Consider the following 21,643-nt stretch of genomic DNA (forward strand, 5'->3'; position numbering starts at 1 on the left):
CCGCGCGGGAAAGTTACGCGCGTTCACCCCTTTTGGTGGCGTGATGGACAACCGTCCATCACGCCACCGTCCTGTCCGCATACGTTCGTCCCGCTGCGAGCCGCCGGGTCAACGGCGGCTCCCGACGGGAGAACGGGGGTGCACACGTGCGCATCGGACTGCTTACGGAGGGTGGCTATCCGTATGTGGGCGGTGAGGGCGGGGTGTGGTGCGACCGCCTGGTGCGTGGGCTCGACGGACACGAGTTCGACGTCTACGCGTTCAGTGTCGGCCAGGGCCAGGAGGACGCCGGCTGGGTCGAGCTGCCGCCCCAGGTCCGGCGCGTGCGCACGGCGCCGCTGTGGGCCGCCGAGGAGGACGGGGTGGTCCACGGCCGCCGCGCCCGCCGGCGTTTCACCGAGCACTACGGCGAACTGACCGCCGCCCTCTGCACCTCCGCCGAGCCCGGCGCTGCGGAAAAGCCTGGCACCGCTGAGGCGGACCGTTTCGCCAACGCGCTCCACGGGCTCGCCGAGCTCGCCCGCGACGAGGGCGGGCTGGTCGCCGCGCTGCGCTCCGAGCAGGCCGTGCGCGCCCTGGAGCGCGCCTGTCGTGCGCCCGGAGCGCGCCGCGCGGCGCGCGAGGCCCGCGTCTCCGACCTGCTGACCGTCGCCGACCATCTGGAGCGCGCCCTGCGCCCCCTCTCGCTCGACTGGTACGAGGAGGACGGCCTCGGCGCCGTCGACCTCTGCCACGCCGCGTCCGGCGGCATCGCCGCGCTCCCCGGTCTGCTCGCCCGCCACTTCTTCGGCGTCCCGCTGCTGGTCACCGAGTACGGCGTCCGCCTGCGCACCCACTACCTCACGCGCCCCGACGCCTCACCCGCCGTACGGTCCCTGCTCGCCGCCTTCCACGGCCTGCTGACCGCCGAGACCTACCGCGCCGCGTCCTACCTCGTCCCCGGCAACGCCCACGCCCGCCGCTGGCAGGAGCGCTGCGGCGCCGACCGGACCAAACTGCGCACCATCCACCCCGGCCTGGACGCCACGCCCTTCGCGCGCGTCGGCGAGGACCGCCGGGAGGAGGAGCGGGAGAAGAGCGAGAAGCAAGAGAAGCGGGAGACGCGGGGGAAGGGGGAGACGCGGGAGCACGCCGAGCCGCACACCCTCGTCTGGCTCGGCCGGGTGGAGCCCGCCAGGGACCTGGTCTCGCTGCTGCACGCCTTCGCGGAGGTCCGCGCGGCCGAGCCCGGCACCCGGCTGCGCATCGTCGGGCGCCCCTCAGGACCCGAGGGCGAGGCGTACCTCGGCCACTGCCGGGCCCTGGCCGCCCAGCTCTTCCCGGACGAGGCCGACGGCCCGCACGCCGTCGGGCGCAACCCGGTGTCCTTCGAGGAACTCGGCGGCCCCGGCGCGGAGACCACCGCCGACGTCCACGCCGGCGCGACCGTCACGGTGCTGTCCAGCGTCGTCGAGGGGTTCCCGGTCGGGCTGATCGAGGCGATGTTCTGCGGACGCGCGACGGTCTCCACGGACGTCGGCGCGGTCGTCGAGGTGATCGGCGGAACCGGCCTCGTCGTACCGCCGCGCAATCCGCGGGCGCTCGCCGAGGCGTGCGTCTCGCTGCTGCGGGACCCCGAGCGCCGTGCGCGTCTCGGAGCGGCCGCGCGCGCCCGGGCGCTGGAGCTGTTCAGCGTCGAGCAGAACGTCGCGGCGTTCCGCGGCCTCTACCTCGAGACCGTCGCCCGCACCCCGGTACGCCGGCCCGTCCTCGACGGCGCCGGAGACCCGCAGCCCTTCGCCGCGCCCGCCGAGGCCCATGTCCCCGGCCACTGGACCGAACCCACCCCCCGCGCCGTCCCCACCTGGGCCGTGGAGACGCCGGAGCCCGTCACGGAGACCGTCCGATGACCGACCTCAGCGAACTCGACCGCGGCGCCGCCCCCGGAGCGGCCGACCCGGTCAAGGTGCTGCTGCACCGCCACCGCGAGCTGTGCGAACGCGCCGTGGACCCACTGGAGATCGCGGCGGGCCTGGAGGCCCACGGCATCACCGACCGGACCGCCGCCCGCTTCCGCCACCGGGACGTCTTCTCCCTCGCGGAGGAGCTCTACGCCCGCGTCCCGCGCGACGCCGACACCGCGTCCGACGCACCCGCCGCACCGGACGCCCCGGCCCGCGAGAACGACCGCCGCCGGTCCGTCGCCGTGCTCCTGCTCCCGCTGCTGCCCGGCACGCTGTGCGCCGCCGCGCTGATCGCGCTGGCCCGCACCCACGGCCAGACCCGCCTGTACGCGGCCGCCGCCGGCCTGGTCGCCGTCGCCCTCGCCCTGCGGGCCACGCTGCGCCGCGGACCGCTGGCCCTCACCGACGCCCTCGCCTCCCGGTCGGCGACCGGCACCTGGACCTGCCTGCTCCTCGCCTACGCCGTGCTGGGCGACGGCCTGCTGCGCACCGCCGTCACCGGCGGCCCCGACGGACTGCCCGACGGCACCACGGGCGGCGACTGGCCCCTGGCCCTCGCGCCGCTCCTCGCGCTCACCCTCGCCGTGGCGCCCGCTACCTGGACGGCCGGTCTCTTCCTCACCCACGCGCGCCGCAAACTCGCCGCCAGCCGCGGCCTGGAGGACTTCGCCGCCTCCGTCCGGCCCGTACTGCTCGGCACCGTCGCCCTGTTCCTGGGGGCGCTGGCCGCGCTCGTCGCCCTGTGCGCGCCGTTCCTGGACGCGGAGCCCGTCTCCCCGTCGGTCCTCGCCCTGGGCGCCCTCCTTCTCGTCGCCCGGCTGCTCACCGTGCACGGCTTCACCCACGCCCCGCGCGTGATCCTCATGCTCACCGCCGGCGCGCAGGTGCTCGCGCCCGCCACCGTCTTCGCGGCCCGGCTGCCCGGCTGCGCCGCACTGGGCGCGCCGGTGGAGGCCCTCACCGCCGCCTGGGGACCCACCGCCGTACCCGTCCTGGCCTGCGGCGCGGGCGCCTCGATCCTGCTCGTGCACGCCTCCCGCACCCTCGCCCGCGCCTCGGCGCACCTGCGGCCGGAGCAGGCGCGGTGACCGGCCGCGACCGCCGCGCGGCCCGGACGGCCGCGGCCCCCGAGCCCTCGACCCCCCTTGAAGGAGAACCCCGCATGACCTGCCGTCCCGTCACCGACCGCCGCGAAGGAGCCGACCGATGAGGGTCCTGCTGATCGGAGCCAACGGCTACCTCGGCCGCTTCGTCGCCGACCGCCTGCTCGCCGACCCCGCCGTCCAGCTCACCGCCCTCGGCCGGGGCGACGACGCCGACGTCCGCTTCGACCTCGCCACCGGCAGCCCCGGCGCCCTCACCCGCTTCCTCGACGCCGTCCACCCCGGCGTCGTCATCAACTGCGCCGGCGCCACCCGGGGCGGCGCCCGCGAACTCACCCGGCACAACACGGTCGCCGTCGCCACCATCTGCGAGGCGCTGCGCCGCAGCGGCTGCGGGGCGCGGCTCGTCCAGATCGGCTGCGGCTCCGAGTACGGACCCAGCCAGCCGGGATCCTCCACCGCCGAGGACGCCGTCCCCCGCCCCGGCGGCCCGTACGGCGTCAGCAAGCTCGCCGCCACCGAACTGGTCCTCGGCTCCGGCCTGGACGCCGTGGTGCTGCGGGTCTTCTCGCCCGTCGGACCCGGCACCCCGGCCGGCTCCCCGCTCGGCCGCCTCGCCGAGGCGATGCGCCGCGCCATGCAGTCCGGCGACGGCGAGCTGAAGCTCGGCGGCCTCGGCGCCCAGCGCGACTTCGTCGACGTCCGCGACGTGGCCCGCGCCGTGCACGCCGCCTCGCTCTCCGCCGCACAGGGCGTCATCAACATCGGCTCCGGCCGCGCCGTCCGCCTCCGGGACGCCGCCGGGATCCTCGCCCGGGTGGCCGGCTACGGCGGCGCCCTCAACGAACTCGACGGCCTGCCCCACCCCGGACCCGTCCACGCCACCCACACCGCCCACGCGACCCACCTGCGGGCGACCATCGGACACCCGCGCGCCGAGGCGGACCACCACCCCGCCGCCACCTCGCCCGCCGCGTTCCCGTACCCGGACGGGTGCGGGGCCTGGCAGCAGGCCGATGTACGCACCGCCCGCGACCGCCTCGGCTGGCGCCCCCGCATCAACCTCGAGGAGTCCCTCGCGGACATCTGGATGGAGGCGGCGTGCCGTATCTGACCCGGACCAGACAGGGCCCCACCGCCACGGGGTTCGGCACCGGCCTCGGCGTCCCGGGCGTCGCCCACCCGCTCCTCGCCCCCGACGAGTGGAACCGGCTGGGCCGCCCCGGCACGCCCCTGCACTGGGTGGTGCTCGACGTCGCCGACGGCCCCGGCGTCCAGCCCGACCCGCACTGCCTGGAGGCGGCGGGGCGGCTGCGCAACGCGGGCGTCCGCGTCCTCGGGCGCATCGACGCCGCCTACGGGCTGCGCGGCTTCGGGGAGATCGTCTCGGACGCCCACCGCTTCCACGACTGGTACCGGGTCGACGGCTTCCTCCTGGACCGCTGCCCCGCCGGCCGCGAGGACCTGCCCGAGGTACGGCGCTCCGTCGCCACCCTCCGGGTGATCCACGAGGACGCCCACGTCGTCCTCGGGCACGGCACCCATCCGTACCCCGGCTACGCCGAGCACGCCGACCAGCTGGTCACCTTCTCGGGGCCGTGGAGCGACTACCGCTGGTCCCAGGTCGCCGAGTGGACCGCGGACCATCCGCCGGAGCGGTTCTGCCACTTCGTGCACGGCGTGCCCCGGCCGCATCTGGAGGAGGCACTGCGCATCGCCCGCTGGCAGGGCGCCGGAACCATCTACTTCACCGACCACTCGGACCGGGGCTCCGGCCGCGCGGCACCGGCGGACCCGTGGGGAGCGCTGCCCGGCTACTGGGACGACATCGTCTCGCGTGTCGGAACGGGTGTCTCGGAATGAAAAAGGGCATGGCAGTGTTGAGCGGAGAACAACCGTAGTGATTGACCGACCAACGGAGTCCCCGTGTCGCTGCCACCCCTGGTCGAGCCGGCCCCCGAGCTCACCGTAGACGAGGTCCGCAGGTACTCCCGCCACCTGATCATCCCCGACGTGGGCATGGACGGGCAGAAGCGGCTGAAGAACGCCAAGGTGCTCTTTGTGGGCGCCGGCGGCCTGGGCTCGCCGGGGCTGATGTACATGGCCGCGGCGGGCGTGGGCACGCTCGGCATCGTGGAGTTCGACGAGGTCGACGAGTCGAACCTGCAGCGCCAGATCATCCACAGCCAGTCCGACATCGGCCGCCCCAAGGCCGAGTCCGCCCGTGACACGATCAAGGGGATCAACCCCTACGTGAACGTGGTCCTGCATGAGGAGCGGCTCGAGGCCGACAACGTGATGGACCTGTTCAGCCAGTACGACCTGATCGTCGACGGCACGGACAACTTCGCGACCCGCTACCTGGTCAACGACGCCTGCGTCCTGCTGAACAAGCCGTACGTCTGGGGTTCCATCTACCGTTTCGACGGCCAGGCGTCCGTCTTCTGGTCCGAGCACGGCCCTTGCTACCGCTGCCTCTACCCGGAGCCCCCGCCCCCCGGCATGGTCCCCTCCTGCGCCGAGGGCGGCGTCCTGGGCGTGCTCTGCGCGTCCATCGGCTCCATCCAGGCCAACGAGGCCATCAAGCTCCTGGCCGGCATCGGCGAGCCGCTCGTCGGCCGCCTGATGATCTACGACGCCCTGGAGATGCAGTACCGCCAGGTCAAGGTCCGCAAGGACCCCGACTGCGCGATCTGCGGCGAGAACCCGACCGTCACCGAGCTCATCGACTACGAGGCCTTCTGCGGCGTCGTGTCCGAGGAGGCCCAGGCGGCGGCCGCCGACTCCACGATCACTCCCAAGCAGCTCAAGGAGTGGATGGACGACGGCGAGAACATCGAGCTCATCGACGTCCGCGAGCCGAACGAGTTCGAGATCGTCTCCATCCCGGGCGCCCGGCTGATCCCGAAGAACGAGTTCCTCATGGGCAACGCCCTGGAGAGCCTGCCGCAGGACAAGAAGATCGTCTTGAACTGCAAGACGGGTGTCCGCAGTGCGGAAGTCCTCGCCGTCCTGAAGTCCGCGGGCTTCTCCGACGCCGTCCACGTCGGCGGCGGCGTCATCGGCTGGGTCAACCAGATCGAGCCGGAGAAGCCGGTCTACTAGGCCGTACCGGCCGGAAAGGTCCACGCGACCGCTCCGGCCGTCACCGGGTCCTCGTCGGGGGCTCCGGGCACCACCTCGGGGTGTGCCCGGAGCCCCCGACGCCGTTACGGTCGGCGCCGTTACGAGCAGACCTTGCCGTCCTGCGGCACCGTGCCGTCGAGCAGGTAGGCGTTCACCGTCGAGTCGACGCAGTCGCTGCCGCTGCCGTAGGCGCCGTGGCCCTCGCCCTTCCAGGTGAGCATCACCCCGACGCCCTTGCCCAGCTCGTCCGCCATCCGCCGCGCGCCCTCGTAGGGGGTGGCCGGGTCCCCCGTGTTGCCCACGACCAGGATCGGCTCCGCGCCCGGCGCGCTCACCTCCGGCGTCTCGAACTGGCCAGGCACCGGCCAGTCGTGGCACCAGCCCGCCGTGTCCCAGCCCAGGAACGGCCCGAAGACGGGGGAGAGCTTCTCGAACTCGGGCAGCAGCTTCCTGGTCTCCTCGACCGTCGGCCGCTGCTTGTCGTCCAGGCACGATATGACCCGCTGGGCGTGGGTCGTGGTGCCGTAGCCGCCCGAGGCGTCCCGCTCGTTGTACGCGTCCGCGAGGGCCAGCAGCTCCGTCCCGTCGCCGTCCTCGGCCGCCTCCAGCGCGCTGGTCAGCGCCGGCCAGCTGGCCTCGCTGTAGAGGGGAAGCACGATGCCGATGATCGCCAGCGACTGTGTCAGCTCGCGGCCGGAGGAGGACGTCGGCAGCGGTTCGGCGTCGATCCGGTCCAGCAGGTCCGCGATCTCCCGCGAGCCCTCCTCCGGGTCGCGTCCGGTGGACCGCAGGTAGTTGTCGAGGGCGGTCTGGAAGCCGCGGGTCTGGTTCTTGGCGTGGCCGATCGCGTCGGCCGTCGGATCGACCACCGCGTCCAGCGTCATCCGGCCGACCTTGTCGGGGAAGAGATGGGCGTAGACCCCGCCGAGCTCGGTGCCGTAGGAGATGCCGAAGTAGTGCATCCGGTCGTCGCCGAGGGCCTGCCGGATGCGGTCCATGTCACGGGCCGTGTCGGTGGTCGAGACGTGCGCCATCAGCTTCCCGGCGGCCTTCTGGCAGCCCTTGCCGAAGTCGGCCGCGTCCTCGAGGAAGACCCGCTCCTCCGCCGGGGTGTCCGGTGTCCAGTCCACGGCGGACTCGGCGGCCTCGATGGCCTTGTCGTCGCGGCAGCGGACACCGCCGCTCGCGCCCGTCCCGCGCGGGTCCCAGCTCACCAGGTCGTAGCGCTCGCGCAGGTCGGCGGCCATGTCCGCGTACGCGGGGAGGGTGGAGACGCCCGAGCCGCCCGGACCGCCGAAGTTGAACAGCAGGGAGCCGATGCGGTCGTCGCCCGTCGCCTCGGCGCGGATGAGGGCCAGGCCGATCGTCCCGCCGTCCGGCTTCGACCAGTCCAGCGGCACCTCGAGCGTGGCGCACCGCCATGCGTCGCCGGGCGCCGGACCGTCCTCGGTCGCCTCGCAGCGCTTCCAGTCGAGTGCGCTGCCGCCGCTCGCCCTGTCGTCCTTGCCGGAGTCGTCCTTCGACGGTCCGCCCCCGCTGCAGCCGGCCGTCAGCAGCGCGGCGGCGGCGGTCAGGGCCGCCCAGCGTGTGAACCGGGTCATCTGCCACATCCCCCCTCGTGGACCGTCCGCTTCGTGCGGCGAACGGCTGTCCCGACATCGTAGGCACGTCCGGCGTCGGCCGGGGCGGCCTGTGGAAAACCCTCTGAGCTGGGCTTTTGTCGGCGGTCCCGGCGCCACCCGGCCGTCTCACGGCCGGAAGTGCCGGAGCCGGGCGGGTCAGGGGCAGACCGCTCCGGCCTCCGGCACCTTGCCGTCCAGCAGATAGCCGTGGACCGCGTTCCGCACGCAGCGGTCCTCGCTGTTGTAGGCGCCGTGCCCCTGCCCGTTGTACGTGAGTTCCACGCCGACCCCCTCACCGAGCGCCTTCGCCATGCTGCGCGCGCCCTCGTACGGGGTGGCCGGGTCGCCGGTGTTGCCGATCACCAGGATCGGGTCCGCGCCGGGAGCGCTGACGTCCGGATGGTCGGCGGCGCCCGGCACGGCCCAGTCGGTGCAGGTGATCATTCCCCAGGCCATGAAGTCCCCGAAGAGCGGTGACGCCTCCCGGAACTCGGGCAGCAGCCGCTCCACGTCCGCCGGCGTGTAGCGGGGTTTGGCGTCGGCGCAGTTGATGGCGACGTTGGCGGGCACCAGGTTGCTGTACTCGCCGTTCTCGCTGCGTCCGTTCATCGAGTCGGCCAGCACCATCAGGATCGTGCCGTCTCCGTCGTACGCCTGCTCCAGGCCGTCGGTGAGGAAGGGCCAGAAGTCCTTCGAGTACAGGGCCTGGGCGATGCCGCTCGTCGCCATCGTCTCGGTGAGCTGCCGCGGGAAGACACCGGGGATGGACTGCCGGTCCAGGTCCCGCAGCAGCTTGGCGATGCGGTTCTTCACGTCCTCGACGCTGTCGCCGACGGGGCACTCCTCGACCTGGGAGACGCAGTCCTCGGCGTAATTGTCGAGGGCGCGCTGGAAGCCCCGGGCCTGTCCGAGCGAGGCCTGCTCGTAGTCCAGCGCCGGGTCGACGACCGCGTCGAACACCGCCCGGCCCACCTTGTCGGGGAAGAGGTGGGCGTAGACCCCGCCGAGTTCGGTGCCGTAGGAAATGCCGAAGTAGTACAGCTTGTCGTCACCGAGGACCTGGCGCATCAGGTCGAGGTCGCGGGCGGCGTCGGTGGTGCGCACGTGCGGCAGCACGCGCCCGGAGTTGTCCTCGCAGGCCGCGTTGAACTCCTTGGTACTGTCCAGCAGTTCCGTGCGTTCGGCGTTGTCGTCGGGGGTGCCGTCCTGCTGGAAGAACTGGTCGAGCTCCGGGTCGTCCTCGCAGGTGACCGGTGCGCTGCGGCCCACCCCGCGCGGGTCGAAGCTCACCAGGTCGTACCGGGTGCGCAGGGTGGCGTAGTCCTTGCCGAACGCGGGCAGCGTGGTGACGCCCGAGCCGCCGGGCCCGCCGAAGTTGAAGATCAGCGAGCCGATCCGCTCGCCCTCCGGGCCGCTCGACCGGACGCGGATCAGTGCCAGGCCGATGGTGTCACCGTCCGGGTCGTCCCAGTCCAGGGGCGCCTTCATCGTCGCGCACTCCCACCGGCCCCGGGCACCTGGCAGGGGCGACGGCGACGCACCTCCGCCCTGGGCCTCGTCCGGGGCGGGGCAGGCCTTCCAGTCCAGCTTCTGCCGTGTCAGGTCCTGGGCCGGGCCGTCCCCCTCGGCACAGCCCGCCAGCAGTGCGGGCAGCAGGAGGGCACAGGCGGACAGGGCTGCGGCACGGAGCCGGAAGGGGCGGGGCATGTCCCCATCCTGCGGTCGCCCGCGCCGTGGCGCGCGGGACACGGGCCGTCCGAGGGAGGTCGCCGGCCGGCCGCCGTCTCAGCCGGTCACAAGGCCGCTTTGCGGGTGAGGTGGTTGAAGGCGAGCCAGCCCGGCAGCACGGGCAGCCACAGGGTCAGCAGCCGGAAGAGCAGCACGGCGGGCGCGGCGACCTCCTTGGGCAGGCCGACCGCGATCAGACCGACGGTGAGGGTGGCCTCCACGGCGCCCACACCGCCCGGCGTCGGCGCGGCGGAACCGAGGGCGTTGCCCGCGAGGAAGACGACGGCGACGCTGGCGAGGCTCACCGAGGTCGACTCGTCGCCGAACGCCCGGATCGAGGCGTCCAGGCACATCACGAAGCAGGCGGTCAGCAGCAGCATGCCGCCGATGCCGGTGACCAGCTTCTGCGGCCGCTGCAGCACGTCGAGCATGCGCGGCACGACACCCGCGAACAGCGACCGCACGCGCGTGACGACGAACTTCCGCAGGAACGGCACCGAGGTCACCACGAGCACCAGCACCGCGACCGTCAGCAGACCGCCGATGACCGTGCGGGACGGCGACAGCGAGGGCGTCTTCTCGGTACCGGTCAGATAGCCGAACGCCAGCAGCATCAGGATGTGACAGCCGAGCCCGAACAGCTGCGACGCGCCGACGCTCGCCACCGCGAGCCCAGGACGCACCCCCGCGCGCTGGAGGAAGCGGGTGTTCAGCGCGACGCCGCCGACCGCGGCCGGGGCGACGATCTTCACGAAGGAGCCGGCGACCTGCGCCGCCACGGTGCGCGGGAACGGCACCCGTTCCGGCACGAACCCGAGGAGCGCCATCGCGGCCGCCACGTAGCTCAGCGCCGAGAACAGCACCGCCGCGGCCACCCAGCCCCACTCCGCGTTGGAGATCAGCGGGCCGAACTCGATGTGGGTGAGCTGTGTCAGCAGGAAGTACGCGCCGATCGCGCCCGCGATGAGGCTGATCAGCGTGCGGGGGCGCACCCGCTCCAGCCGGGCCGGCTCGACCGGGGCCTGCGGCCTGATCCGCAGCACCTCCTGCCGGATCTGGCTGAGCAGATCCTCCTCGCGTGCCTCGTCGAGAGCCTCGTCGATGGCCCGCTTCTCGGCCCGCTGCTCCGCCCGTACGGCCTTCTTGTCCGCTTTGTCGAGCACGAGGGGGCCGGAGTCGTCCTCCTCGCTCGCGCGGGCCGGACGGGAGTGGCGGGAGGCCTCCAGGACCGCCTCGCGTTCCCGCTCGGCGCGCTCCCGGGCGAGCCGGCGCAGCGTCGCGCGCGTGGAGCGGCTCAGCGCGATCGGCTGGAGCATCGGCAGGCAGTCCGCCACGGCGTCCGGGCCGAGGACGCTCAGCGCGGAGGCCACCGCGCGCTCGGCGCCCACCCGCAGCCCCAGCGTCACCAGCAGCTGCGAGACGTCCATCCGCAGCAGCAGGTCGCCGGCCGCGATCTCCCCGCCGCGCAGGTCGGTGAGGATCACCGTGCCGGAACGATCCACCAGGATGGCGTCGCCCACCAGCCTGCGGTGCGCGATACGGCGGGACTGGAGCGCCTTCACCTGGTGCCAGGTGTCGCGCAGCAGCTCGTCGGTGATCTCCTCGTCGTCCAGCGAGTCCAGCGTGCGCCCGCCGGTGTGCTCGTAGACCAGCATCACCGCGTCGGGGCCCAGCTCCGACGTGGCGATCAGCTTGGGCGCGTTGGCGCCGGCCGCGATGGCCGCGTAGGCCAGCAGGGCCTCCTGCTCCAGCGCCTGGCGCAGCGACTGGAGGCTCCGGCGGGTGGCGAAGCCGCGCAGCGCCAGGTTGCGCCACGCGCGGTAGAAGAAGCCCTGCGCCTGCTGCTCGCGGTCGACGACGGTGACGTCCAGGGGCGGGCCGTCGTCCAGGGTGACGAAGTAGCGCCGCCCCCGGTCGCCTCCCTCGGCCGCGTCGGCCGCCTCCTCGCGGGACGCGGTCACGGGGCGGAAGCCGACCGTGCGGAGGCCCGCCATCAGGGTGCGGCCGGTGGGCCGGACGTTGGGCGAGCCGACGGCGTAGAGCGTGCCGTAGGCGACGGTCCAGCCGATCAGCACCGTGAGGATGATCGAGAACGGGGTGGTGTACCCCGTGACCAGCATCGAGAAGGCGTCGAGCAGCAGCACCACCCACAGGACCGCGCGCCACCGTGGTCTGCGGGACATGCCGACGGCGGTCATGTACGCGATGACCGGCGCGAGGTAGCCGTGCACGGGGTCGGTCAGGGCGTGGATGTCGCCGGGGGAGGGCTGGGTGAGCGCGTCCTGGATCGAGTCGGGGGCGGCCCGCGCGACCCACAGGTCGGTGGCGAGCGTCACCCCGTGCGCCAGCACGGCGGCGAGCACGCCGTCGGCGATCCGCAGCCCGTCCCGTTTGATCAGACGTTCGATCGCGAAGGCGACCGGGACCAGCAGGATCGCGATGCTGGAGGCCAGGCCCGCGATCTTGATGAGCAGGTCGGGCGCCTGTCCGGTGCCCTTGTTGATGTCCTGTTCGAGACCCGAGGTGGTGCCGTGGGCGAACGCGGCGATCGCCAGCAGTACCACGACCGCGAGCAGGCCGCCCACCAGCCGCATGAGGTCGGACGGGCGGTGCACGCGCGCGGGGAGCAGCGGTTCGTCGCCCTCCACCTCGTCGATGTGCGCGACGTCCCGGTGTGCTCCGCCGGGCTCCCGCGCGGTGTCCGGGCGCGACGAGGCGTCAGGGGTGCCCTCCGTGTCCTCGGGGTGCGCACCCTGCTGCTTCATCGTCTCTTCTCGATCTCGTATCACCGGTCACCGCCCGCACGATGGTGGCATGCCGTACCGCCACAAGGGGGCATCAGGGTCCACAAGCGGGGCGGCACAGTCTGCCCGAAGCGGTGCTCGGGGGCGAGTCGCCCGCCCGTGTCCGCGGACGCGCTGCGTTGTCGGTGCGGTGGGGCAGGATGGTCCGGATGAGCCAGGAGAGTCTTCCGTCCGAGGGGGGTCCGGAGCACCCGGACGCCCTGCCGGCGTACGCCGAGCGGGTCCTGGAGGTCGCCGAGCTGATCCCGCCGGGCCGCGTCATGACGTACGGGGACGTGGCCGAGTGGCTGGAGGAGGGCGGGCCCCGGCAGGTGGGGCGTGTGATGGCGCTCTACGGCGGCGCCGTCCCCTGGTGGCGCGTGGTCCGCGCGGACGGCGTGCTGCTGCCCGGACACGAGCTGCGGGCCCTGGGCCACTACCGCGCGGAGGGCACACCTCTGCGGGAGGCGGGCCGGGCGGCGGAGGGCCATGTGCCACGCCTCGACATGAGACGCGCGCGGTGGGACGGCGGCGCGGACACCGGGGGTCACACCTGACAGCTTCCGCCATCCCCGCGGCCGCCGTGTGACGTGTGATCCTTCAGGGGGACATGAGGCACATCCGCGGCATGACGTACGTTCGAGGGTCGAGGGGCGTGGGTGCCAGGAGCGACGGGAGGGAAGAAGCGGAAACGCTGCTTCCGCTCCGGTCCCCGGCGTAGCGTCGGCTGCGCGTGGCCCCCTCACCCTCCGACCACCGCCCCGCACACGCGGCGCAGCGCCCCACAGCACACCCACCAGGACCGGCGAACCACGTGAGCTCCTCTTCCTCCACCAGCGGCCTGTCGCACCCCCCGGTGCGGCGGGGGAGCCGTGGCGCCTATCGACTGGTGCGTACCCCGCCGGCCCGCGTGGATCCCCCTCCACTGGACGCCGCCCAGCGTTCCGTGGTTGAGCACGGCTCCGGGCCGCTGCTCGTCCTCGCCGGTCCCGGCACCGGCAAGACCACCACACTCGTCGAGTCCGTGGCCGCCCGCGTCGCGCGCGGCGGCGACCCCGCGCGCATCCTGGTCCTCACCTTCAGCCGCAAGGCCGCCGTCGAGCTGCGCGACCGCATGGCGCTGCGCATCGGCGCGGCCCGCGCCCCGCAGGCGACCACCTTCCACAGCTTCTGCTACGCCCTGGTCCGCGCCCACCAGGACAGCGACCTGTTCGTGGAGCCGCTGCGGCTGCTCTCCGGACCCGAGCAGGACGTCACCGTGCGCGAGCTGCTCGCCGGCCAGGTGGACCTGGAGCGGCTCGGGCTGTCCCACGTGCGCTGGCCGGACGACCTGCGCGCCTGCCTGACCACCCGCGGCTTCGCCGACGAGGTCCGCGCCGTGCTCGCCCGCAGCCGCGAGCTCGGGCTCGACCCCGACGCCCTGGACGCCTTCGCCCGCCGTATCGGCCGCCCCGACTGGCGCGCCGCGTCCGCCTTCCTCGCCGAGTACCTCGACGTCCTCGACCTCCAGGGCGTCATCGACTACGCCGAGCTCGTCCACCGCGCGGTGCTCCTCGCCCGCCGGCCCGAGACCGCCGGGCAGCTCGCCGACCGCTACGACGCCGTCTACGTCGACGAGTACCAGGACACCGACCCCGCCCAGGTACGGCTGCTGCACGCCCTGGCGTCCGGCGGCCGCACCCTCGTCGCCCTCGGCGACCCCGACCAGTCGATCTACGCGTTCCGGGGCGCCGACGTCGGCGGCATCCTGGAGTTCCCGCACGCCTTCCCGCGCGCGGACGGCCGCCCCGCGCCCGTCCAGGTGCTGCGCACCTCCCGGCGCTCCGGCGCCGCGCTCCTCGAAGCCACCCGGCGGATCACCCGCCGTATGCCGCTGCCCCGGCTGCCCGCCGAGAAGGTCCGCCTGCACCGCGAGCCGGCGCCCGTGCGGGAGGGTGGCCGGGTCGAGGTGTTCACCTACCCGACGGCCGGCACCGAGCTGGACAACATCGCCGACATCCTGCGCCGCGCGCACCTGGAGGACGGCGTCCCCTGGAACGACATGGCGGTCCTGGTCCGCGCGGGCGCCCGCACCCTGCCGGTGGTCCGCCGCGCCCTCACGTCCGCGGGCGTCCCCGTCGACGTCGACGGCGACGACCTGCCCCTGCGGCACGAGCCGGCCGTCGCCCCGCTGCTGACCGCCCTGCGCGCGGTGGCGAGGGCGGAGGAGGAACGCCGGCCGGGCGCAGGGGACGCGGCGGGCGCCGGATCGGGCGCAGTGGACACCGGGTCGGACGCGGCGGATGCCGGTGCCGACGAGGCGGACACCGGGAACGGACCCGGCTGGCTCGACACCGAGACCGCTCTCACCCTCCTCACCTCCCCCCTCGCCGGCATGGACGCCGCCGACCTGCGGCGGCTCGGACGCGCGCTGCGTGAGGAGGAGCGGGCGGCCGGGAACCCCCTGCCGCCGCCCTCGGACGAACTGCTCGCCCGCGCGCTGGCCGAGCCCGAGCGGCTCGCCGTGCACGACCCCGTCTACGCGCGCGGGGCGCAACGGCTCGGCGCCCTGCTGCGCCGGGCCCGCGAGTGCCTGGCCGGCGGCGGCACGGCCGAGGAGGCCCTCTGGGAGCTGTGGGACGGCACCCCCTGGCCGCAGCGCCTGGAGCGCGCGGCCCGGCGCGGCGGCGCGGCCGGGCGCAACGCCGACCGGGACCTCGACGCCGTGTGCGCGCTGTTCGCCACCGCCGCGCGCGCGGAGGAGCGTACGGGCGGGCGCGGCGCCCTCAACTTCCTCGAGGAGATCGAGGCCGAGGACATCGCCGCCGACACCCTCACCCGCCGAGCCGCACGCCCCGACGCCGTACGCCTGATGACCGCGCACCGTTCCAAGGGCCTGGAGTGGGGCCTCGTCGTCGTGGCCGGCGTGCAGGAGGGCCTGTGGCCGGACCTGCGCCGCCGCGGCTCCCTGCTGGAGGCCGACCGCATCGGCCGCGACGGGCTCGCCGAGCCGCTCACCCCGGGCGCGCTGCTCGCCGAGGAGCGCCGCCTGTTCTACGTCGCCGCCACGCGCGCGCGTGACCGCCTGGTGGTGACGGCCGTGAAGGCGCCGTCCGACGACGGCGACCAGCCCTCCCGCTTCCTCACCGAGCTCGGCGTCGAGCCCCGGGACGTCACCGGACGCCCGCGCCGCCCGCTGTCCGTCGCCGCGCTCGTCGCCGAACTGCGCGCCACCACGGTCGACCCCCGCGTCTCGGACGCCCTGCGCGAGGCCGCCGCCCGGCGGCTGGCCCGGCTCGCCGCGCTCGCCGACGAGGACGGCCGCCCCCTGGTGCCGTCCGCGCACCCCTACCGCTGGTGGGGCATGTACGAACCCACGCACAGCAAGGTGCCGCTGCGCGACCGCGACCAGCCCGTGGTGCTCTCCGGCAGCGCCCTCGACCAACTGGCCAACACCTGCGCCCTGCAGTGGTTCCTCGGCCGCGAGGTGAAGGCCGACGCGCCCGCCACCGCCGCCCAGGGCTTCGGCAACGTCGTCCACGTCCTCGCCGACGAGGTCGCCTCCGGGCACACCCCCGCCGACCTCGACGTCCTCATGGAACGCCTCGACTCCGTGTGGAACGCCCTCGCCTTCGACGCGCCCTGGAAGTCGGCGCAGGAGAAGGAGAACGCGCGCGTCGCGCTCGAACGCTTCCTGAAGTGGCACGTCATGGACCGCACCGGCCGCACGCCGGTGGCCAGTGAGCACGACTTCGACGTCACCCTGGAGTCCGGCGACTACCAGGTCCGCATCCGGGGCCAGATGGACCGCGTCGAGGCCGACGGCGAGGGCCGCGCCTACGTCGTCGACTTCAAGACCGGCAAGCAGGCGCCCAGCTCCAAGGAGGTGGAACGCCACCCCCAGCTCGCCGTGTACCAGCTCGCCGTCCGCGAGGGCGCCGTCGACGAGGTCTTCGACGGGACGCGCCCCGAGCCGGGCGGTGCCGAACTCGTCCAGCTCCGGCAGGGCGCAGCCAAGCGGGACGGCGGCGAGACCCTGCCCAAGGTGCAGGCTCAGGAGCCGCTGGAGGGGGAGTGGGTCGGCGACCTGCTGGCCACGGCAGCCGGCAAGGTCCTCGACGAACGCTTCACCCCGACCGCGGGCCAGCACTGCGCGCACTGCGCGTTCCGGGCGTCGTGCAGCGCCCGCCCCGAGGGCCGCCACGTCGTCGAGTGAGGCGTCGGGCGAGACCTCGGGCGAAGCGCTGCAGGGGCGCGCGTGACGTATCGCACCACCCCCGCCGACCTGCGCTTCTTCCCTCACGGCGGGCCCGGTGGGCCCGGGCTGTCGGTGGGCGCCGCTAGATTTTCGGTGTGCCCGCGCGTATCACCCACCCCGACCAGCTCAAGGAGCTGCTCGGGATCCCGTTCACCCCGGAGCAGACGGCCTGCATCATCGCGCCGCCCGCCCCGCAGGTGATCGTGGCCGGAGCGGGTTCCGGAAAGACGACGGTGATGGCGGCCCGCGTGGTCTGGCTGGTCGGCACCGGACAGGTCGCCCCCGAGCAGGTCCTCGGCCTCACGTTCACCAACAAGGCCGCCGGTGAACTCGCCGAGCGCGTCCGCACCGCCCTGATCAAGGCCGGCGTCACCGACCCGGACGCCATCGACCCGGACAACCCCCCGGGCGAGCCGGTGATCTCCACGTACCACGCCTTCGCCGGCCGGCTGCTCACCGACCACGGGCTGCGCATCGGTCTCGAACCGACGTCCCGGCTGCTCGCCGACGCCACCCGCTACCAGCTCGCCGCGCGCGTGCTGCGCGAGGCGCCCGGCCTCTACCCGGCCCTCACCCGTTCCTTCCCCGACCTGGTGGGCGACCTCCTCACCCTCGACTCGGAGCTCTCCGAGCACCTGGTGCGCCCCGAGACCCTGCGCGCCCACGACGCCGAACTGCTGCGCGCCCTGGAGAACGCCAAGCTCAGCAACGCCGACCTGCGCAAGGTCCCCGAGGCCGCCGCCGCCCGCCGTGAACTCGCCGAGCTGGTGGAGCGCTACCGGACCGCCAAACGCGAACGCGATCTGCTCGACTTCGGCGACCAGATCGCCCTGTCCGCCCGGCTCGCCGGCCTGCCCGAGGTGGGCCGCGTGCTGCGCGACGAGTTCAGGGTGGTCCTCCTCGACGAGTACCAGGACACGTCGGTCGCCCAGCGCGTCCTCCTCGCGGGCCTCTTCGGCGGCGGCACCGGCCACCCGGTGACCGCCGTGGGCGACCCCTGCCAGGCCATCTACGGCTGGCGCGGCGCCTCCGTCGCCAACCTCGACGACTTCCCCGAACACTTCCCGCACGCCGACGGCCGCCCCGCCGCCCGCCAGTCGCTCAGCGAGAACCGCCGCAGCGGAGGCCGGCTGCTCGACCTCGCCAACGGCCTCGCCGAGCCGCTGCGCGCCATGCACGCGGGCGTGGAGGCCCTCCGCCCGGCGCCCGGCGCCGAGCGCGACGGCATCGTCCGCTGCGCCCTGCTGCGCACCCACGCCGAGGAGATCGACTGGCTCGCCGACTCGATCGCGCACCTGGTGAACACCGGCAAGGCGCCCGGCGAGATCGCCGTCCTGTGCCGGACGGCGACCGACTTCGGCGAGATCCAGGCCGCGCTGGTCGCCCGGGACGTACCCGTCGAGGTCGTCGGCCTGTCCGGGCTGCTGCACCTGCCGGAGATCGCCGACCTGGTCGCCGTCTGCGAGGTCCTCCAGGACCCCGGCGCCAACGCCTCCCTGGTCCGGCTGCTGACAGGGCCGCGCTGGCGGATCGGCCCCCGCGACCTCGCCCTGCTCGGCCGCCGCGCGCGGCGGCTGGTGTCCCACGCGCGCGTGGACGGCGACGACGACCCCGACCGGCGGCTCGCCGAGGCCGTGGAGGGCGTCGACCCCGCCGAGGTGATCTCCCTCGCCGACGCCCTCGACACCTTCCTGGAGACCCCGATGGAGGGCGGCGGGGACGACGACGGCCTGCCCTTCTCGCCCGACGCGCGCGTCCGCTTCGCCCGCCTCGCCGCCGAGCTGCGCGACCTGCGCCGCTCCCTCGCCGACCCGCTGATGGACGTACTGCACCGGGTGCTCGCCGTCACCGGACTCGAGGTCGAGCTGTCCGCGTCCCCGCACGCGCTGGCCGCCCGTCGCCGGGAGACCCTGTCCAACTTCCTCGACGTCGCCGCGTCCTTCGCCTCCGGAGACAACGAGGCCACCCTGCTCGCCTTCCTCGGCTTCCTGCGCACGGCCGCGCAGTACGAGAAGGGCCTGGACAACGCCCTGCCGGGCGGCGAGAACACCGTCAAGGTGCTCACCGCCCACAAGTCCAAGGGCCTGGAGTGGGACGTCGTCGCCGTCCCCGGCCTGGTCACCGGAGCCTTCCCCAGCGACCGGGGCCGCGAGAAGTGGACGGCGCAGGGCAAGGTGCTGCCGCACGCGCTGCGCGGTGACGCCGACACCCTCCCGGACGTGCCGTCCTGGGACTCGCGCGGCCTGAAGGCCTTCCACGAGGCGATGAAGGAGCACCAGCACACCGAGGAACTGCGCCTCGGCTACGTCACCTTCACCCGCCCCCGCTCCCTGCTGCTCGGCTCCGGCCACTGGTGGGGTCCCAGCCAGAAGAAGCCGCGCGGCCCCTCCGAGTTCCTGCTCGCCCTCCACGACCACTGCGCCGCCGGCTACGGCGAGATCGAGGCGTGGGCGGAGGAGCCCGAGGAGGACGAGGAGAACCCGGCGCTGCGGGAGGCCGGCGACGTCCGGGCGTGGCCGCTGCCCCTGGACGACGCGGCTCTCGCCCGGCGCCGCGCCGCCGCCGCGACCGTCCTCGCCCACCTGGACCGTCTCGCCGCCGGCCCTGACGCCGCTCCGGCCGTCCACGACCCGGGCGCCCACGACGACCCGGACTGGCCGCCCCCGCCGGACGACGAGGAGCCGTACCCGGAGGACCACACCGACGATCCGTACCCGGAGGAGCCCGGCGCGGCGGACGCCGTCGACTGGGACTCCCTGCCCACCGAGCGCCCCGTCGTCCCCCACCAGGCGACCGCCCCGGACGAGTCCGCACGGTCCCGGCCGGACCTGCCCGCGCCCGCCGTGGCGCACCTCACCCCCGAGGAGGCCCGCACCGTCGCCTCCTGGGACCGCGACCTGGACGCCCTCACCGGGGAGCTGCTGCGCGCCCGCGACACCGTCACCGAGGTCCGGCTGCCCGCCTCCCTCACCGCGTCCCAGCTGCTGCGGCTCGCCGACGACCCCGATGCCTTCGCCCGGGAGCTGGCCCGCCCCATGCCGCGGCCGCCCCAGCCCGCCGCGCGCCGGGGCACCCGCTTCCACGCGTGGGTCGAGGCGCGCTTCGAGGAGCTGACCCTGCCCATGCTCGACCCGGACGAGCTGCCCGGTGCCGACGCCGAGATCGCCGACGAGCGCGACCTGGAGGAGCTGAAGGAGGCCTTCGAGCGCACCGAGTACGCCCACCGCACGCCCTACCGCGTGGAGGCGCCGTTCCAGCTGTCGATCGCCGGCCGGGTCGTCCGGGGCCGCATCGACGCCGTGTACCGGCACGAGGATCCCGACGACGGCGACACGGTGACGTACGAGATCGTCGACTGGAAGACCGGCCGGGGCCGCACCGCCGACCCGCTGCAGCTGGCGGTCTACCGGCTCGCCTGGGCCGAGCAGCAGGGCGTCCCCCCGGAGTCGGTCACCGCCGCGTTCCTGTACGTCCGCACCGGCGAGGTGGCCCGCCCGGAGCGGCTGCCCGGCCGTGCCGAGCTGGAGCGGCTGCTGCTCGAGGAACCGGACGACGGGACACCGCACCCCGGACGGTGAGACACCGCACGTCGCACGGTGAGATTCCGCACTCCGAGGACACCCCCGCGTGCCGATAGGCTCGTAGACATGAGCCAGCACGTTGACAATGCCGTCGACGCCGTCCGTACGTACATCGCAGACCACCGCACGGCGTTCCTCGACGACCTCTCCGCGTGGCTCCGCATCCCGTCCGTCTCGGCCCAGCCCGATCACGCCCCGGACGTGCGCCGCAGCGCCGACTGGCTGGTCGCCGCCCTGAAGGACACCGGCTTCCCGGCCGCCGAGGTCTGGGACACCCCCGGCGCCCCGGCCGTCTACGCCGAGTGGCCCAGCGACGACCCCGGGGCGCCGACCGTCCTGGTGTACGGCCACCACGACGTGCAGCCGGCCGCCCGCGAGGACGGCTGGAACAGCGACCCCTTCGAGCCCGTCGTCCGCGGCAACCGCCTCTACGCGCGCGGCGCCGCCGACGACAAGGGCCAGGTCTTCTTCCACACCCTGGGCGTGCGCGCCCACCTCGCCGCCACCGGCCGGACCAGCCCCGCCGTCCACCTCAAGCTGCTGATCGAGGGCGAGGAGGAGTCCGGCTCCCCGCACTTCCGGGAGCTCGTCGAGCGGCACGCGGACCGGCTCGCCGCCGACGCCGTGATCGTCTCCGACACCGGCATGTGGTCCGAGGACACCCCGACCGTGTGCACCGGCATGCGCGGCCTCGCCGAGTGCGAGATCCGCCTGTACGGCCCCGACCAGGACATCCACTCCGGCTCCTTCGGCGGCGCGGTCCCCAACCCGGCCACCGCGGCCGCCCGGCTGGTGGCCGCCCTGCACGACGAGCAGGGCCGGGTGGCGATCCCCGGCTTCTACGACGGGGTCGTCGAGCTCACCGACGAGGAGCGCGAGCTCTTCGCACGGCTTCCCTTCGACGAGCAGCGGTGGCTGCGCACCGCCAAGTCGCACGGCACGGGCGGCGAGGCCGGCTACAGCACCCTGGAGCGTATCTGGGCGCGCCCCACCGCCGAGGTCAACGGCATCGGCGGCGGCTACCAGGGCCCCGGCAGCAAGACGATCATCCCGTCCTCGGCGATGGTGAAGCTGTCCTTCCGGCTGGTCGCGGGCCAGGACCCCGCGCACGTCCGGGACGCGGTCGCCGCCTGGGTGCCCGGCCGGCTGCCCGAGGGCGTCCGGCACGAGATCAGCTTCAGCCCGGCCACCCGCCCCTGCCTCACCCCGCTCGACCACCCCGCCCTCCAGTCGGTCGTCCGCGCGATGGGCCGCGCCTTCGACACACCCGTGCTGTTCACCCGCGAGGGCGGTTCCGGACCGGCCGCCGACCTCCAGGACGTCCTCGGCGCACCGGTGCTCTTCCTGGGCATCTCCGTGCCCTCCGACGGCTGGCACGCCCCCGACGAGAAGGTCGAGCTGGACCTGCTGCTCAAGGGCGCCGAGACCAGCGCCCACCTCTGGGGCGACCTCGCCGAGCACTGGCGGCACGCCCCCTGACCACCCGCGCCGTCCGAAGCGGGCGCCCGCGCGCGGCACAC

At 74.3% G+C, this 21,643-nt stretch carries 12 protein-coding genes; 9 read left to right on the top strand and 3 right to left on the bottom strand.

What is annotated here, in order from left to right; translation table 11 throughout:
- Nucleotides 1–146: 146 nt before the first annotated feature.
- The 5 genes from ACQZOG_RS19795 to moeZ all read left to right on the top strand — a co-directional run bounded on the left by ACQZOG_RS19795 (nt 147) and on the right by moeZ (nt 6,151).
- On the top strand, nt 147–1,889 hold the full coding sequence (locus ACQZOG_RS19795; RefSeq protein ID WP_351031670.1) for a DUF3492 domain-containing protein: 1,743 nt from the start codon (nt 147–149) through the stop codon (nt 1,887–1,889).
- Nucleotides 1,886–3,031: a hypothetical protein gene (locus tag ACQZOG_RS19800; RefSeq protein WP_033272108.1), complete on the top strand. Its 1,146-nt coding sequence runs from the start codon at nt 1,886–1,888 to the stop codon at nt 3,029–3,031. The genes ACQZOG_RS19795 and ACQZOG_RS19800 overlap by 4 nt, the downstream gene beginning before the upstream one ends.
- Before the next feature lie 118 nt (nt 3,032–3,149).
- On the top strand, nt 3,150–4,160 hold the full coding sequence (locus tag ACQZOG_RS19805; RefSeq protein WP_033272107.1) for an NAD-dependent epimerase/dehydratase: 1,011 nt from the start codon (nt 3,150–3,152) through the stop codon (nt 4,158–4,160).
- Nucleotides 4,148–4,909 carry a spherulation-specific family 4 protein gene (locus tag ACQZOG_RS19810; RefSeq protein WP_033272106.1) on the top strand — a complete coding sequence of 254 codons (762 nt, stop codon included), beginning with the start codon at nt 4,148–4,150 and terminating at the stop codon, nt 4,907–4,909. The genes ACQZOG_RS19805 and ACQZOG_RS19810 overlap by 13 nt, the downstream gene beginning before the upstream one ends.
- A gap of 63 nt (nt 4,910–4,972) precedes the next feature.
- Entirely contained in the window at nt 4,973–6,151 is a 1,179-nt protein-coding gene (gene moeZ / locus ACQZOG_RS19815; RefSeq protein ID WP_033272105.1) for an adenylyltransferase/sulfurtransferase MoeZ, read from the top strand.
- A gap of 119 nt (nt 6,152–6,270) precedes the next feature.
- Here the strand turns inward: moeZ and ACQZOG_RS19820 are convergent, their stop codons facing one another.
- From ACQZOG_RS19820 to ACQZOG_RS19830, 3 genes are all read right to left on the bottom strand, one after another.
- Complete coding sequence (locus ACQZOG_RS19820; protein ID WP_033272658.1) at nt 6,271–7,773, bottom strand: alpha/beta hydrolase; 1,503 nt, start codon at nt 7,771–7,773, stop codon at nt 6,271–6,273.
- 177 nt (nt 7,774–7,950) lie between these two features.
- Nucleotides 7,951–9,501, bottom strand: a complete 1,551-nt coding sequence (locus ACQZOG_RS19825) for an alpha/beta hydrolase (RefSeq protein WP_359495126.1) — start codon at nt 9,499–9,501, stop codon at nt 7,951–7,953.
- 86 nt (nt 9,502–9,587) lie between these two features.
- On the bottom strand, nt 9,588–12,287 hold the full coding sequence (locus ACQZOG_RS19830) for a lysylphosphatidylglycerol synthase transmembrane domain-containing protein (protein WP_193456453.1): 2,700 nt from the start codon (nt 12,285–12,287) through the stop codon (nt 9,588–9,590).
- 188 nt (nt 12,288–12,475) lie between these two features.
- Here ACQZOG_RS19830 and ACQZOG_RS19835 point away from each other — a divergent pair, with 188 nt between their 5' ends.
- The 4 genes from ACQZOG_RS19835 (at nt 12,476) to ACQZOG_RS19850 (ending at nt 21,602) form a co-directional block, all read left to right on the top strand.
- On the top strand, nt 12,476–12,862 hold the full coding sequence (locus ACQZOG_RS19835) for an MGMT family protein (RefSeq protein WP_033272102.1): 387 nt from the start codon (nt 12,476–12,478) through the stop codon (nt 12,860–12,862).
- Nucleotides 12,863–13,119: 257 nt separating this feature from the next.
- On the top strand, nt 13,120–16,500 hold the full coding sequence (locus ACQZOG_RS19840; RefSeq protein ID WP_430741694.1) for an ATP-dependent helicase: 3,381 nt from the start codon (nt 13,120–13,122) through the stop codon (nt 16,498–16,500).
- A gap of 137 nt (nt 16,501–16,637) precedes the next feature.
- On the top strand, nt 16,638–20,120 hold the full coding sequence (locus tag ACQZOG_RS19845) for a UvrD-helicase domain-containing protein (protein ID WP_430741695.1): 3,483 nt from the start codon (nt 16,638–16,640) through the stop codon (nt 20,118–20,120).
- A gap of 69 nt (nt 20,121–20,189) precedes the next feature.
- Complete coding sequence (locus tag ACQZOG_RS19850; protein WP_193456456.1) at nt 20,190–21,602, top strand: dipeptidase; 1,413 nt, start codon at nt 20,190–20,192, stop codon at nt 21,600–21,602.
- Nucleotides 21,603–21,643 lie beyond the last annotated feature (41 nt).

Source organism: Streptomyces sp. P13-3-3 (genome assembly GCF_050571355.1).
Taxonomy (GTDB): Bacteria; Actinomycetota; Actinomycetes; order Streptomycetales; family Streptomycetaceae; genus Streptomyces; species Streptomyces althioticus.

Coding starts and splice junctions, on each gene's coding strand:
- ACQZOG_RS19800 (WP_033272108.1), top strand. CDS start 1,886: ATGACCGACCTCAGCGAACTCGACCGCGGCGCCGCCCCCGGAGCGGCC.
- ACQZOG_RS19805 (WP_033272107.1), top strand. CDS start 3,150: ATGAGGGTCCTGCTGATCGGAGCCAACGGCTACCTCGGCCGCTTCGTC.
- ACQZOG_RS19820 (WP_033272658.1), bottom strand. CDS start 7,773: ATGACCCGGTTCACACGCTGGGCGGCCCTGACCGCCGCCGCCGCGCTG.
- ACQZOG_RS19825 (WP_359495126.1), bottom strand. CDS start 9,501: ATGCCCCGCCCCTTCCGGCTCCGTGCCGCAGCCCTGTCCGCCTGTGCC.
- ACQZOG_RS19830 (WP_193456453.1), bottom strand. CDS start 12,287: ATGAAGCAGCAGGGTGCGCACCCCGAGGACACGGAGGGCACCCCTGAC.
- ACQZOG_RS19835 (WP_033272102.1), top strand. CDS start 12,476: ATGAGCCAGGAGAGTCTTCCGTCCGAGGGGGGTCCGGAGCACCCGGAC.
- ACQZOG_RS19850 (WP_193456456.1), top strand. CDS start 20,190: ATGAGCCAGCACGTTGACAATGCCGTCGACGCCGTCCGTACGTACATC.